At 60.6% G+C, this 15,235-nt stretch carries 12 protein-coding genes; 6 read left to right on the top strand and 6 right to left on the bottom strand.

Annotated features, from left to right (window positions below):
• Positions 1-153: 153 nt before the first annotated feature.
• Both SSPSH_RS05830 and SSPSH_RS05825 read right to left on the bottom strand, forming a co-directional pair.
• Complete coding sequence (locus SSPSH_RS05830) at positions 154-1,002, bottom strand: alpha/beta fold hydrolase (RefSeq protein WP_006915041.1); 849 nt, start codon at positions 1,000-1,002, stop codon at positions 154-156.
• The gene (locus SSPSH_RS05825) at positions 986-2,692 is read right to left on the bottom strand and encodes a PHA/PHB synthase family protein (protein WP_006915040.1); all 1,707 of its coding nucleotides are present in this window, start codon (positions 2,690-2,692) and stop codon (positions 986-988) included. Before SSPSH_RS05825 ends, SSPSH_RS05830 begins: the two co-directional genes overlap by 17 nt.
• Positions 2,693-2,841: 149 nt before the next feature.
• Here SSPSH_RS05825 and SSPSH_RS05820 point away from each other — a divergent pair, with 149 nt between their 5' ends.
• The 3 genes from SSPSH_RS05820 (at position 2,842) to SSPSH_RS05810 (ending at position 7,704) form a co-directional block, all read left to right on the top strand.
• Complete coding sequence (locus SSPSH_RS05820; RefSeq protein ID WP_006915039.1) at positions 2,842-4,215, top strand: YihY/virulence factor BrkB family protein; 1,374 nt, start codon at positions 2,842-2,844, stop codon at positions 4,213-4,215.
• Between the two features lie 42 nt (positions 4,216-4,257).
• On the top strand, positions 4,258-5,913 hold the full coding sequence (locus SSPSH_RS05815; RefSeq protein WP_006915036.1) for an AMP-binding protein: 1,656 nt from the start codon (positions 4,258-4,260) through the stop codon (positions 5,911-5,913).
• Between the two features lie 132 nt (positions 5,914-6,045).
• Complete coding sequence (locus SSPSH_RS05810; protein WP_006915033.1) at positions 6,046-7,704, top strand: AMP-binding protein; 1,659 nt, start codon at positions 6,046-6,048, stop codon at positions 7,702-7,704.
• A gap of 364 nt (positions 7,705-8,068) precedes the next feature.
• Here SSPSH_RS05810 and SSPSH_RS05805 read toward each other — a convergent pair whose 3' ends face one another.
• Genes SSPSH_RS05805 through minC form a run of 4 tightly spaced genes read right to left on the bottom strand, consistent with a single transcriptional unit; the run spans position 8,069 to position 11,584 of the window.
• A complete protein-coding gene (locus SSPSH_RS05805) occupies positions 8,069-9,700 on the bottom strand; it encodes a GMC family oxidoreductase (RefSeq protein ID WP_006915032.1) in 1,632 nt (543 codons plus the stop codon).
• Positions 9,701-9,742: 42 nt separating this feature from the next.
• Positions 9,743-10,009, bottom strand: coding sequence for a cell division topological specificity factor MinE (gene minE / locus SSPSH_RS05800; protein ID WP_006915031.1), 267 nt, complete (start codon positions 10,007-10,009; stop codon positions 9,743-9,745).
• 6 nt (positions 10,010-10,015) lie between these two features.
• Positions 10,016-10,822 carry a septum site-determining protein MinD gene (minD, locus tag SSPSH_RS05795; protein ID WP_006915030.1) on the bottom strand — a complete coding sequence of 269 codons (807 nt, stop codon included), beginning with the start codon at positions 10,820-10,822 and terminating at the stop codon, positions 10,016-10,018.
• Positions 10,823-10,825: 3 nt separating this feature from the next.
• Positions 10,826-11,584 (bottom strand): septum site-determining protein MinC, encoded by a 759-nt coding sequence (minC, locus tag SSPSH_RS05790; RefSeq protein ID WP_006915029.1) that lies wholly within the window; start codon positions 11,582-11,584, stop codon positions 10,826-10,828.
• Between the two features lie 118 nt (positions 11,585-11,702).
• On the opposite strand from minC, the gene SSPSH_RS05785 reads away from it, so the two are divergent.
• The 3 genes from SSPSH_RS05785 to SSPSH_RS05775 are packed head-to-tail and all read left to right on the top strand — an operon-like array spanning position 11,703 to position 15,202.
• Positions 11,703-13,160, top strand: a complete 1,458-nt coding sequence (locus SSPSH_RS05785) for a circularly permuted type 2 ATP-grasp protein (protein WP_006915028.1) — start codon at positions 11,703-11,705, stop codon at positions 13,158-13,160.
• Between the two features lie 2 nt (positions 13,161-13,162).
• The gene (locus SSPSH_RS05780; protein WP_006915027.1) at positions 13,163-14,089 is read left to right on the top strand and encodes an alpha-E domain-containing protein; all 927 of its coding nucleotides are present in this window, start codon (positions 13,163-13,165) and stop codon (positions 14,087-14,089) included.
• Positions 14,090-14,131: 42 nt separating this feature from the next.
• On the top strand, positions 14,132-15,202 hold the full coding sequence (locus SSPSH_RS05775) for a zinc-binding metallopeptidase family protein (protein WP_006915026.1): 1,071 nt from the start codon (positions 14,132-14,134) through the stop codon (positions 15,200-15,202).
• Positions 15,203-15,235: the final 33 nt, after the last annotated feature.

The following is a 15,235-nucleotide window of genomic DNA, read 5'->3' as shown; positions in this document are numbered from 1 at the left end:
GGCAGGCTGCGTCGGGGCGCGGTTTTTTCAGCGACGACTGCGCTCACTTGCTCCCCTCCCCGTCACGGCTCGAATGAGTATGCCGCAACGCGGCACGGTTTCGTCTACGACTTTTGCCGCAGTGCAATAAAAATTGCAAGCGCACATCAAATCTCAGAACGTACTATTTTGATCGGCGGCGCTGATCGCAACCTTAGCTTCAAGAAATTCGTCGAGCAGGCGTACGACCTCGTCGGTACGCTCGAGCACGAACCAGTGCCCGCCTCCGCGTACGATCTCCAGGCGCGCCTGGGGCAACAGCAACGCCATTACACGCGCGTTGACCGTGGGCACGATCGAATCGTCATCGCCGGCGATGACGAGCGTCGGTACGTTCAGCCGATGCAGCCATGGCAGGCTGCTGAAACCAGTCAGCGCATAGATCTGTGCAGCATAGCCGCGCCGCGTGGGCGCGCTCGCGCGGCTCATGGCGCTGGCGATCTCACCGCATTCGTCGTTGCGACGCCCGCCGAAGACGGTCCGTGCCTGTTCGCCATCGGGCGCGACGCGGCTTAGCGCACTGGGCCGTGCCAACCGGACGAGGCTTGCCAGGCGCCCGGGAAACATCAGTTGGCCGCTCGCCGTGGCGGCCAGTACCAGCCGCCGCACACGATCGCGATGCGAATGCGCGAATTGCTGGGCCAGCAGTCCGCCCCAGCCGATGCCCATGACATCGACCGGCTGGGAAAGCCCGAAGTGATCGAGCAGGCCGGTAAGCAGTCGCGCAAGCGCCGGCATGCGGCGCATCGTCGTGACCTCGGCCGACGTGCCCACGCCCGGCAGATCGAAGCACAACACCGGTCGACCGAGCGCGCCAGCAAACTCGTCGAGTATCTCGAGATTGGCAACAAAATCGTTGCACAACAGTAATGGGGTCCCAGCGCCGGGCAAGAACACCGTATGCAGGCGCTCGCCATCGAGCGCGATATGTTCTATCTGGCGCAATTCAGACTTGGCGGACATAACGTCCCGGCGCCGGGTCGAGCGCTTCGTGGGTTTCGTTGCCATAGACGATGGGCGCTTCAACGTGCTCGCCCCCGTGACACTGCGCCCAGCGTACCCAGGCCGGCCACCATGACCCTTTCTGTTCGCGCGCGCCGCGACGCCATGCGGCCGGATCGAGGCTGTAGTCGTCATTCACGTAGAAGCGCGTACTGTCGTCGCCCGGCGGACACAGTATCGATTGAACGTGCCCGGCCGACCCCAACACAAAGCGCATGTTGGTACGAAACATCTGCATCGAGCGGTAACAGGCCTGCCAGGGCGTAATGTGATCGCGTGCACCGGCCACGACGAACACGTCGCGATCGATGGCCGCGATATCGATGTTCACCCCGTCGATGGCGTAATCGGAACCACGACGCAGGCGATTGCGCCGATAGATCATCAGCAGATCGGCATGCAGCGCGGCCGGCAAACGCGTGGTATCGGTGTTCCAGTACAAGACATCGAACGCCGGCGGCTCGTTGCCCAGCACATAGTTATTGACGACGAAATGCCAGATCAGATCATTCGGGCGCAGCCATGCGAAGGTCCGCGCCATATCGGCGCCGTCGAGCACGCCGGAAAAGCGCGAACGGGCGAGCGCCGCCGTCACCGCGGCATCGTCGGCCACGCGTGCCAGGCGCCGACTGCGCGGCGAATCGAGCATGGTCACGAACAACGACAGACACGACACCTTCTCCTGTTCGCCGCGACCAGCCAGCCAGGCCAGCGTCACCGCCGCGGTCAACCCGCCGGCACAGGCGCCCATCAACTTGACCGGCTGTTCACCGCAGATCGCGCGCACGATATCGATCGCCTCGGCGGTTGCACGCACGTAGGCGCCCAAATCCCAGTCGCTCTGGGTCGCGGTCGGGTTGCGCCAGGAGATGGCAAACATCTGCTGCCCCGCCTCGAGCGCATGGCGCACGAAACTCTTTTCAGGCGATAGATCGATCACGTAATACTTGTTGATCTGCGGCGGGCAGAACAGTACTGGCTGAGCATCGACTTCGGCCGTGCGCGGACTGTACTGAATCAGCTCGAATATCTCGTTGCGATAAACGATCGCGCCCTCGGTCGCGGCGATATTGCGGCCCAGTCGAAAGGCGCTGGCATCTACCTGCCGCGGCAGGCCGCGATTGGTGCGAATATCCTCGAGCAAGTGCCGGATGCCGCGGATGATGGACACGCCGCGGGTATGGGCGGCGGCATCGTAGAAGCCTGGGTGCGTCACAAACAGGTTGCTCGGTGCACCCGCAGCGACCAGATGCTCGGCCACGAACAGCAACCGCCGCCGCTGATCCGCGCCGATGCGCAAACCGTGAACGAGTTCGAGCAGCGCGCTGGACCACGCAAGATAGCCTTGCAACAGTCGGCGAAACGCCGGGTTCTCCTGCCAGGCCGGGTGCGTAAAGCGTCGATCGTCCGGCGCGGGACGCAAGCGCGACCGACCGAGCGCGATACGGGTCATTTCTAGCGATAGCGAAGCCTGCGCGCGCGCCAGTGCTATCGGATGCAGCGCGAGCACGCGCAGCAGCTCGGCCCCCGACGACAATGCTTCGCCCCAGCGCGAGCCAACGAATGCCTGTGCGCCGTTGAGATCGCGCAAGGCGCGCGGCGAACCATCGCTGGCGCGTGTCATTTCGGTATCGATAGCGATTGCATTCATGACGAAACGGTACCGGACTTTAAAGCCTCGCAGCAGGCCTGCGGGTCGCCGCAAGTCGCAAACTTGCGGGCTATGCCAACAGCCGAACGAGCGTGACGACTGGAGATGGTTACAATGCCTATGGATCGCTTCCCAGGGCAACTCGACGCATGCTGACCCGGATTCGCAACCGCTTCAACGAAGCCATATGGCAACCAGAGCCGGAAGAGCTACCCGTACTGAAACGCTGGGGCGTCACGAGTGTGCGGATCGGGCAGATACTGGTTCGCGACTTTCAGAACGGTGAAATCACCCTGCGCGCCATGGGGCTGGTGTATACCACGCTGCTGTCTCTCGTTCCCCTGCTCGCGCTCGCGTTTTCGATGCTCAAGGCATTCGGGGTCGATAACGCGTTGCGTCCCGTTCTACACCGCTTTCTGGCACCGCTAGGCGCTCAAGCCGACGACATCATCAACAAGATCGTTGGTTTCGTCGAAAACGTGCAGGTCGGTGTACTGGGCGCGATCGGCGTGGTACTGCTGATGTATTCCGTCGTGTCGCTGATCCAGAAAGTCGAAGCTGGCTGCAACTACATCTGGCAGGTACGAAAGCTTCGCTCGCTGGGCCGCCGCTTTACCGAATACCTGAGCATACTCATCGTTGGCCCGCTCGTGGTGCTGGCGGCCAGCAGCATGACGGCCTCTCTGACCAGTAATACGGTCGTCGAGTATCTCAGCACGATCGAACCGTTCGGCACATCGCTCTACATCGCCGGACGCCTGGTGCCGTACGTGCTCTACAGCATCGGTTTTACATTGCTGTATGCCTTCATGCCGAACACCAAGGTGAACTGGCTGCCCGCCCTGGGCGGCGGCATATTCGCTGGCGTACTCTGGCAGACGGCCAGCCTCGGATTCGCCGTCTTCGCGTCCAACTCCAGCAACTACAACGCGATCTATTCCAGTTTCGCGATCATCATTCTGCTGCTGGTATGGCTGTATGTGTCCTGGCAGATCATGTTGCTGGGCTGCCGCGTGGCTTTCCTGCTCCAGCATCCCGAGCAGCTCACGCGCAAGCCTTACCCGCCGCAGCTGGGGAGCGACGATCGCGAACGAATTGCCCTTCTCATGATGGGGCTGATCGGCTACAACTTCATGCACGCCAATCCGCCGTGGCAGATCGCCCGGCTGGCGCGCTATCTGCGCGTCGCCCCCGATCATATCTACTCGATCGTCGATCAGTTGGTCGACGCGAACATGCTCATCGAAAGCGGCGACACCACGATCACGCTCTTGCCGCGTCAGGATATCGAGTGTCTCAAGGTGGACTCGATTCTGGCCGCCGTACGCAGCGGCGATGCCAGCGCGTCGCCCACACCACGCGACGATCGTCTACATGATGAGGTAGACGGCTGGATTTCGCGTAATCTGGAGGCCAGAGCACAAGTGTTCGGGCAACTGTCGCTGCGCGATCTCGTCCGTGCGAGCATGCGCGAACGGGGTACGACGACGACAGATCAGAGGGGGATGCGACCGGTCGGCTAATTATCGCGCCGTCGGTCGTACCAGACGCCAGAGGGAGGGCATATGGAAAAGAACTGGTTCGACAACTATCCGATCGGGGTCAAGCAAGACATCGATACCAACGCGTTCGATTCGTTGGCGCATATCATCGAGCACAGCTGTCAGCAGTACACCGACCGCGCCGCGTTTTCCAACATGGGTTACACATTGACCTACAAGGAAATGGAGGCAAAATCTCGCGCCTTCGCGGCCTATCTGCAACAGACGCTGGACATGCGCCGTGGCGAGCGCATCGCAATCATGATGCCCAATTGCCTGCAGTACGCGACCGCCTTGTTTGGCGCGCTGCGAGCCGGGCTGGTCGTGGTCAACATCAATCCGCTCTATACCGCGCGCGAACTCGAACATCAGCTCAAGGATGCCGATGTCCGCACCCTCGTGGTTATGGAGAACTTCGCGGCAACGCTCGAAAAGATCTACGACAACGTCCCTGTCGAGACCGTGATCACCACGCAACTCGGTGACATGCTCGCGCCCATCAAGCGCGTGCTTACCAACTTCGTCGTCAAGCGCGTAAAGAAAATGGTTCCCAGCTGGGAGTTACCCGGCGCGATCGATTTCAATACCGCGCTGAGCACCGGCGAATCGCAGCAGTTCGATCATGTCGAACTCAATGGCGAGGATCTCGCATTTCTGCAATACACCGGCGGCACTACCGGCCCGGCCAAGGGCGCGATGCTCAGCCATGCCAACGTCGTCGCAAACGTATTGCAGTGTCAGGAGTGGTTCAAACCCGAGATGAGCGACGAGGGCGAACTGATTATCACCGCCCTGCCGATGTATCACATCTTCGCGCTTACCGTGAATACGCTGGTCTATTTCTCGGTAGGCGGGCACAACGTGCTCATTACCAATCCGCGTGACATGCCCGGATTCGTCAAAACGCTGAGCCAGTATCCGTTTTCTGCGATCACCGGCGTAAACACGCTCTATAACGGCCTGCTCAATACGGACGGTTTCGCGGAGCTGGATTTTTCCACGCTCAAGTTTTCGATGTCCGGCGGCATGGCCACCCAGGAGCCGGTCGCCGAACGCTGGGCGCGCGTGACGGGCAAACCCATCATCGAGGGCTATGGCTTGTCCGAGACCTCACCGGTTGTCAGCTGCAATCCGTTGAATATCGAACAATTCAACCACTCCATCGGCCTACCTCTGCCTTCCACCGAAGTTGATATCCGCGACGACGACGGCCGCAGTTTATCGCTGGGCGAACCCGGCGAATTGTGTGTACGCGGGCCGCAGGTGATGAGCGGTTACTGGCGTAAGGATGACGTCAACGCCGAGGCCTTTACCGAGGACGGTTTTTTTCGTACCGGTGATATAGCGCGGCAGGATAGCGACGGCCTGTTCTATATCGTCGATCGCAAGAAAGACATGATTCTGGTGTCCGGTTTCAACGTCTACCCGAACGAAATCGAGGATGTCGTCGCAGGTCATCCGGATATCCTGGAAGCTGCCGCTGTCGGTGTGCCTGACGAGAAATCCGGCGAAGCGGTGAAGCTGTTCGTAGTGAAAAAGCGTGCCGGCCTGAGCCTCGATGCCGTACGCGAGTATTGCCGCGAAAATCTGACTGCCTACAAAGTGCCCAAGCACTACGAGTTCATCGACGAGGTGCCGAAATCCAACGTCGGCAAGATATTACGCAAGGAACTGCGGTAAAAGAGACAATCGCGCAGCGATCGCGTCGCTATAATGCATTTTTCCATGCATTCGCGGCCTGACTGCGATAACGTAGATAGCGCCCGCGCGCGAGCTCGCGCAGGCGAATATTGCCGATCATGAGGAGAATTCGTGAATAAAATATGGCTGGACCGTTACCCCGAGGGCGTCGCCAAAGAAATCGATATTGACTCGACCGAAACATTGGTCGACCTGATCGAGGGCGGCTGTCGCGAGTTCAACTCCGCCGTTGCTTTCAGCAACATGGACTGCGAGCTCACCTATGCCGAGATCGAGGCACGCAGCCGCGATTTCGCTGCTTATCTGCAGAACGATCTCGGCTTTTCCAAAGGCGATCGCGTCGCGATCATGATGCCCAACCTTCTGCAGTATCCGATCGCGTTGTTCGGCATCCTGCGAGCAGGCATGGTGGCAGTCAACGTCAATCCGCTCTACACCGCGCGCGAACTCGAGCATCAGCTTTCGGATTCCGGCGCGCGTGCCATCGTCATTGTCGAGAACTTTGCCGCCACCCTCGAGGAAGTAGTCGACAAGGTTCCGCTGGAAGCCGTGATCACGACCCAGATCGGCGATTGCCTGCCCACCGTCAAGGGCGCAATCGTCAACCTGGCCGTCAAGTATGTAAAACGCATGGTGCCGAGCTTCAATCTGCCGGGCGCGGTGAAGTTCAACGACACGCTCAGCAAAGGCGCCAAGCAGACGTTCAAACCGGCCGACGTCAAGCCTGACGATATCGCGTTTCTCCAATACACCGGCGGCACCACCGGCCTGGCGAAGGGCGCGGTCCTGCTTCACAAGAACATGGTCGCCAACATAGCCCAGGCCCAGACCTGGCTCGACCCGTGGACGGATAAAGGCAAGGAACTGATCATCACGCCCCTGCCCCTGTATCACGTGTTCGCACTAATGGCGAACTGCCTGGTGTTCTTCCAGCAAGGCGGCAAGAACGTGTTGATCACCAACCCGCGCGATATTCCAGCGCTGGTCAAGGAATTCGAAAAGCACCAGCCGACCGCGTTTACTGGCGTGAACACCCTGTTCAACGCGCTGGTTAACGATGACGGCTTCGCCAAGCTGGACTTTTCTCGCCTGAAGATCACGCTCGGCGGCGGCGCCGCTGTACAGCGGGCGGTTGCCGAAAAGTGGAAGAAGGTGACCGGGATACCGCTGATCGAGGCCTACGGTCTGACCGAAGCTTCGCCTGGTGTGTGTATCAATCCGCTCGACCTCGACGACTACAACGGCTCAATCGGCCTGCCGTTGCCTTCGACGGAGGTCTCGATCCGCGACGACGACGGTAACGAGGTAGGCGCCGGCGAACCGGGCGAGCTTTGCGTCAAGGGTCCGCAGGTCATGGCGGGTTACTGGAACAAGCCGGAAGAGAACGAAAAGACCTTCTTCGGCGAACACCTGCGTACCGGCGACGTCGCCAACTACGACGAAGAAGGCTTTTTCTATATCGTCGACCGCAAGAAGGACATGATTCTGGTGTCCGGCTTCAATGTCTACCCAAACGAAATCGAAGACGTTGTCGCCCAACATCCGAAAGTGCTCGAAGCGGCCTGTATCGGTGTGGACAACGAAAAGACCGGCGAAGCCGTAAAGGTATTCGTGGTCAAGACAGACGACAGTCTCACCGAGAACGAACTCATCGAGTTCTGCCGCAAGGAACTGACCGGCTATAAGGTACCCAAGCAGGTCGCCTTCATCGACGAGTTGCCGAAGTCCAACGTCGGCAAGATTCTGCGCAAGGATCTGCGCGACCAGTAATCGACGGCGAGCACGTCGATTGGAAAAGGCCGCTGTGCGTTAGCCAGCGGCCTTTTTTTATCAATAGCCCAGGCGAACATACCTTGGCCCGTAGGCAATACCGGAATCACCGACTAGCGCGCGGCGAGAACGGCGTCTCCCAGCGCCCGCTCTATGGCCGGGAACCATGCCCGTCACGAGCGTCAAGGACATGACAGCCGGGGACGGGGCAGCACGTAGCCAGCGCAAGCAAGCGCAATAAAACTGCAGGGAGATCGGCTTGAGGCGCCGGTTTGTTCGAATCCGGCAGGTGCGCGGCCGACCACCCGGGTCGCAGCGCATCGGAGTCAATCACCGTGCCGCCGAGTAGCGGCGTTACGACTCCTCAGGCCGTGAGGCGATCCTCTAGAATCATGTCGGCCGCTTTTTCTGCGATGGCTGTCGTGGGCGCGTTGGTATTGCCGCCAACCAGCGTGGGCATGATAGACGCATCCACGACCCGCAGCCCTTGCATGCCATGCACGCGCAGACGGTCGTCGACGACGGCCTCGTCGTCATGGCCCATCTTGCAAGTGCCTACCGGGTGATAGATGGTCTCGGCACGGTTACGAATGAATGCTTCGATCTCGGCATCGCTCGCGACCGTTTCACCCGGCTCCAGCTCGCGCTCGCGGTGACCGGCGAGGGGTTCGGCACGCAGTATCTTTCGCCCCAGCTTGACTGCCTTGACCAGTTGGGCGAGATCGTCCGGATGATCGAGATAGTTCGGATCGATCAAGGCATCGGCCATCGGATCAGCGCTTTTCAGGCCGATATAGCCGCGCGACTTCGGGCGCAGATCGCACACCCGCAGCGTATAGCCGTAGTGCTTGATCGTATTCCAGAGATTGTGGCCATGATCCTGTTCGATCGTGGCGATGAAGTGCAGCTGGAGATCGGCGCGCGGCTGGCTTTCATCACTGCGCGCGAAACCGCCGGATTCGGCGACATTACTCGCCAACTGGCCACGGCCATGGGCGAAATACTCATAGACCGCTTTCGGCGCCTCGATCAGCAGGAACTTCGGCCCCAGCCGCAGGCTCAGCTTCGTCTTCTCGATATCGATTACGCTGACATCGAGATGGTCCTGTAGATTGCGGCCCACGCCCTTGAGCTCATGCACCACCGGGATACCGTGCGGCTCGATTTCGGATTTGGGCCCGACCCCGGATAACAACAGCAGCTGGGGCGAATTGATGGCGCCGCCACACAGCAGCACTTCACACTTGGCCCGCAGAGAATGGTCGCCACCGAACCAGCCTTTCTTGTAGGTCACGCCCACAGCGCGCTTGCCCTCGATCAGTACTTTTTTGGCACGCGCACGCGTAATGACGGTCAGGTTCTTACGGTCTGCAACAGGATGCAGAAAGGCATCGGCATTGCTGCAGCGTCGGCCATTATCCTGTGCCACGCTGTAAAGCCCAACACCTTCTTCGGTTGCACCGCCAAAATCGTCATTGCGCGGCAAGCCACAGGCTTGCGACGCTTCAATGAAAGCACGGTTGAGTGGGTTTACGTGGCGAGGTGCACTGACACAGTAGGTGCCTTCGCTACCATGGTACTCGCTTGCACCCGACTCGAATTTCTCCGAACGGCGAAAATAGCCGAGCATCTCCTCGAAGCCCCAGCCGCGATTGCCCAGCTCGGCCCAATGATCGTAGTCCCAGGCGTTACCGCGGGTATAGCACTGCGCGTTGATCGAACTGGAGCCGCCCAGCGTCTTGCCGCGCGGCCAGAACATCTCGCGCGAATTCATATTTTTCTGGGGCGCGGTGTAATACGCCCAGTTGAACATCTTCGACCACATCAGACCGATGATGCCGATCGGTATATGAATCAGCGGATTCCAGTCGGCCGGCCCGGCCTCGAGCATGCAGACCGATACATTCGGGTCGGCGCTCAGCCGGTTGGCAAGAACACAACCGGCGGAGCCGCCACCCACGATAATGTAATCGAACGTCTGCTCTGTCGTGGGCATGCCAGCTCCTCCGGCTGTTTCATATTGTTCTTATAACTATTTTTAGTGCTTGGCGTCTTCTGGCAGCGTGATGTTGAGTTCCAGCACCTCGAGATCGCCTTCGCGCTCGATTTCCATCTGGACCGCGTCGTCACCGACCTGAACATACTTGCGCAGTACTGCCAGCAGGTCCTGCTGCAGCTGCGGGAAATAGGCCGGATGATCGCCGCCGCCACCGCGTCGATGCGCGACCACTACCTGCAAGCGTTCCTTGGCCGTCTGGGCCGAGGTCTTCTTTTCGTTGCTACGGAATACGTCGAGCCAACCCATGGTCCGTTACCTCCCCATCAGCCGGTCGAGAAACTTCTTCTTGGCCTGGGTGAAACGCATGGGTCGATTTTCACCCAGGAAGCGCGCCACCAAGTCCAGATAAGCCTGACCTGCATCGGCGTTGTCTTCCATTGCCACCGGCATACCCGAGTTGGAGGCGTTGAGCACCTTCTCCGATTCCGGAATCACGCCGAGCAGCGGAATACCCAGAATATCGTTGATATCGTCGAGCGACAGCATTTCGCCCTTGCCCACACGGCTGGCCGCATAGCGGGTGACCACCAGGTGTTCCTTGACCGGCTCGCCGCCTTCCTTGGCGCGCTTGGTCTTGGACGACAGCATGCCCAGCACGCGATCGGAGTCGCGTACCGACGAAACTTCGGGATTGGTCACCACCAGCGCTTCGTCAGCGAAATACATCGCCATGATCGCGCCCGTTTCGATACCGGCGGGCGAATCACAGATGATGTACTCGAAGTCTTCTGCAAGCTTGTTGAGCGTGCGCTCGACACCTTCCTGGTTCAACGCATCCTTGTCGCGGGTCTGCGATGCGGCAAGGATATAGAGATTTTCGTGACGCTTGTCACGGATAAGCGCCTGCTTGAGGTTCGCCTCACCACTGATGACGTTGATGAAGTCGAACACCACACGGCGTTCGCAGCCCATGATCAGATCGAGATTACGCAGACCGACATCGAAATCGATGACGACGGTCTTGTGCCCCCGCATGGCAAGGCCGGCCGCAAAAGAGGCGGCGGTCGTGGTCTTGCCGACCCCGCCCTTGCCGGACGTGACGACGATGATCTTTGCCACTCTTTACTCCTGCAATTCGATGCTCAAGTTATCGTTATCCAGGCGAACCGATACGGCCCTGGAACGTACCCCCTCTTCGATCGCATCGGCTACTTTGTAGCAACCCGCGATCGCTACCAGATCCGGTTCGAAGCGACGGCAGTAGATGCGCGCTTCGGTGTCGCCGGTCGCGCCGGCCAGCGCGCGGCCGCGCAGCGCGCCATAGATATGAATATGCCCGTCCGCGAGTACTTCGGCGCCTTCCGATACCGACGTCGCGATGACCAGATCGCCACCACGCGCATAGATCTGCTGGCCTGAACGCACCGGCTTGGTCACCAGCCGCGTCGGCGTGCGTGGCGGCTCGTCCCGGCTGACCGGTTCGTCCGCATTCTGCGAACTGGCTTGCTGCTCGACGGGCGCGTCGCTTGCCGCGGCTGGCTCGGCAGCCGCCTTGGCAGCGCCGCGCGCCGGCGAATCCATCGTGGCCAGATCGGCGGCTTCGGCAGCCTCGCGTACTTCCGGGCTCGGATCGAGCACGCCAACCGGGACCATCCCGGCCTTGCGAATGATACCGCTCAACGCGACGAGATCGGGCACGCTGTTCGGCAGCGATAGCAATACCGGCATCCGCTCGAAAAAACCCGGCGCCCGCGCTATTTGAGCGTCAATCTGTTCTTCAATACGTGTACTGTCGGTCTCGCGGACCTCGAGAACCGTCAGGGTCATCATGCGACCCTTGAACACGACGCCGGTACCGGCTGCGGTTGTTGTATCCGCCATGCCCGAATAACTCTCAAAAACAAGCCGGGGAGTCTAGCACGCTGTTTGTGCATTACGGTCTGTGTCTTGCATAGAAATACGTGACGCGCGTTGTTTCGTCGATTGGAAGCATCTATTCATGAATGACTTGTGGCGGGATTATCGGAGCCCTGGCTTTTTCGATGAAGCCTTCGACGACTCGGGCCAGGCGCGTAGCGCCGCCAATGCGCTGGTGCGCTATCTCGGCGAGTTTGGTCGTACGGAACTGGAAACGCGGCGCGCAGCAGCGGATCTGGCGATCAAATCGATGGGCATCACGTTTACGGTGTACTCCGACGCCGGCATGATCGATCGTGCGTGGCCATTCGATATCCTGCCGCGACCGATACCCAAGCACGAATGGGATCGCGTGCGCGAAGGTCTGCAGCAGCGTGTAACTGCGCTCAACATGTTCGTGGCCGACCTCTACGCCGATCAACGCATCGTTGCCGACGGCGTCTTTCCGCGTGAAGTGCTCGCGCAGTCGGCCAATTTCCGGCCCGAATGCGTTGGCATGCGTCCGCCCGGCGATATCTGGGCGCATATCTGCGGCTCGGATCTGGTACGCGACGGTGCGGGCGAGTTCTATGTCCTGGAGGACAACCTGCGCGTGCCCTCGGGCGTGTCGTACATGGTGGAGAATCGTCTGGTTTCCAAACGGGTGTTTCCCGAGCTGTTTGCCCAACATCACATCCTGCCGGTCGACGACTACGCCAGCGAGCTGCTCGATTCGCTCAACGCGCTGTCGCCGCGCAAGGATGTGACGCCGAATGTCGCGGTCCTTACGCCAGGGGTGTTCAATTCCGCCTTCTTCGAACATGTCTGGCTGGCCGGCCAGATGGGCGCCGAGCTGGTTCAAGGCAGCGACCTGTTCGTAGACAGCGACGACTGCGTGTATTCCCGCACCATCTACGGCCCGCAGCGCGTGGACGTGATCTATCGTCGCGTCGACGATGCCTTCATCGACCCGGAGGTATTCCGGGCCGATTCCATGCTGGGCACCCCGGGCCTGATGCGTGCCTGGCGTGCCGGCAATGTGGCCATCGCCAATGCGCCCGGCGCGGGCGTGGCCGACGACAAGGTCGTCTATGCGTTCGTGCCCGAGATCATCCGCTACTACCTCGACCAGGAAGCCAAGCTACCGAATGTACCGTCATGGCTGTGCATGAACGACACGCATCGGGAACACGTACTGGCCAACCTGGATTCGCTGGTGGTCAAGCCGGCCAACGAATCCGGCGGCTACGGGATGCTGATCGGGCCACGCTCGACGGCGGCCGAACGCAAGCAGTTCGCCGATCTGATTCAACGTAACCCACGCAACTATATCGCCCAGCCTACGCTGGCCTTGTCGACCGCGCCGACGCTTATCGACGGCAGTGCACGACCGCGCCATGTGGATTTACGGCCGTTCATCGTTTCGCGCCCGGATGACGATGCATTCGTGACCATGGGCGGGCTCACCCGTGTCGCCCTGCGCGAAGGCTCGTTGGTCGTGAACAGCTCTCAGGGTGGCGGCAGCAAGGACACCTGGATCGTCGCGGACGAGGAGGTCTGAGCATGCTCTCGAGACTCGCACAGAACCTGTTCTGGGCCGGACGCTATATCGAGCGCGCTGAATCCACATCGCGCCTGATCAACGCAACCAGCCTTTTGTTGCTCGATATGCCACGCGCCACGGCTTTCGACTGGCGCGCGCTGGTCGAGATCGTCGGCGCCGAGGATCTGTTTGCGCAGCGCTACCCCGACGACAGCGAAGCCAACGTCATGCGTTTTCTGGTGGCCGACCGGCTGCATCCAAGCTCGATCGCCAGCTGTCTGGCCAGCGCACGCGAAAATCTGCGCAGTGCCCGCGATCTCGTGCCGCGGGAAGTCTGGGAGGATATCAATGGCCTGCATCTGTTCATCGCCGATGAAGGCCAGCACATCGAAAGTCGGCTCGCCCGATCGCGGGTAATGGACCATGTCGTGCGCAACGCACGGCACATGGCCGGGCTGATCGAGTCCGGCATGAGTCGCGATGCGGCATACGACATGTTCATGCTGGGCCTGCAGCTCGAGCGTGCGGACATGACCACACGCATCATCGATGTGCGCAGCGCGGACCTTCTGGACGAGGACATCAGCGAACTGCGGCCCTACCAGACCGTCCAATGGATCAGCGTCTTGAAATCGCTGAGCGCCTTTCAGATGTACCGTCGTCACGTACGCGTGCGCGTCACCGGCGCCGGCGTGATCCGGTTTCTGCTCGCCGACAGCGCGTTCCCCCGCTCGGTACGCTTTTGTCTGAACGCCGCCACCGATCGGCTGGTTCGACTGCCCACCTCCTCGCGTTGCGTGGGCGCCGTCGACAGCGCAGTCCAGGTACTCAACGATGCCGACCCGGGCACGCTCACCGGCTACCGACTGAGCGAATTCCTCGACCGCATGCAGATTGAACTCAGCGCAATCAACGACACGATCCAAAGCCGCTATTTTCAGCAATGATAGTGATCTGCCCTTTCAGCCGGCGAGGCGACGTTCGACGCCATGCGTGATTTCTACTGCCAGTGCGGTAATTCGATCTTCTTTCGCAATACGCGGTGCCTGGTCTGCGAGCGAACCCTCGGCTTCGCCCCGGAAGCGATGCTCATGACCGCGCTGGAAGCAATCGGCGACGGCCGCTGGCGCGTGCCCGCGTCCGGCAGCATCAACGGGCGCATCTATCGGCTTTGCCAGAACTATACGCAGCACAACGTATGCAACTGGCTCGTACCCGACGAATCGCCGCACCATTTTTGTCCGTCGTGCCGGCTCACGCGCACCATTCCGGATCTCGATGCGCCTCGCCACCTGGAGCTTTGGGCACGACTGGAAAATGCCAAGCGGCACCTGATCTTCAATCTTCGCCAGTTGGGCCTGCCGATCGTCGGCCGTGCGGAGGATCCCGAGTTCGGCCTGTGCTTCGATTTCCTGGCCGACGCCGATGCCGAAACCGAATTCACCGAACCGCTCGCAGGCCAGGCACAGGTGACCACCGGCCATGCCAACGGTGCGATCACCATCAACATCGCCGAGGCCGATGATGTGGCGCGGGCACGCATGCGCGAGCAGATGGGCGAGCACTATCGGACCCTCATCGGCCATTTCCGTCACGAAGTCGGCCACTACTACTGGGCGCGGCTGATCGAAAAGACGGAATGGCTGGACGAATATCGCAGCTTGTTCGGCGACGAGCGCGCCGACTATGGCCAGTCATTGCAGCGGCACTATGCCAACGGCGCGCCGGCAGACTGGCAGTCACACTTCGTAACCCCCTATGCTTCGGCCCATCCATGGGAAGACTGGGCCGAATCGTGGGCACATTATCTGCACATTCGCGACACGCTGGACACCGCCACCGAATACCAGCTGGTGGCAAGACCGCCCTGGCAGAAACAGGCCACGGAGTTCGAAGCGCTGATGCATCGTTGGACCCACTTGGCGATCGGCATGAATGCTGTCAATCGCAGCATGGGGCTGGCCGACGCCTATCCGTTCGTGCTCAACGCCGGTGCGCGGCGCAAGCTCGAATTCATCCACCGGGTGATCGCCCCCTACGAAGCTCGCACGAACCCATAGCGCCTCCGAGGGCCGGCGCAGACGCCGGCCGCC

The sequence above is a fragment of the Salinisphaera shabanensis E1L3A genome (assembly GCF_000215955.2).
Lineage (GTDB): Bacteria > Pseudomonadota > Gammaproteobacteria > Nevskiales > Salinisphaeraceae > Salinisphaera > Salinisphaera shabanensis.
Note: the sequence above shows the minus strand (reverse complement) of the source record. Positions and strands in the feature narration are given on the sequence as shown.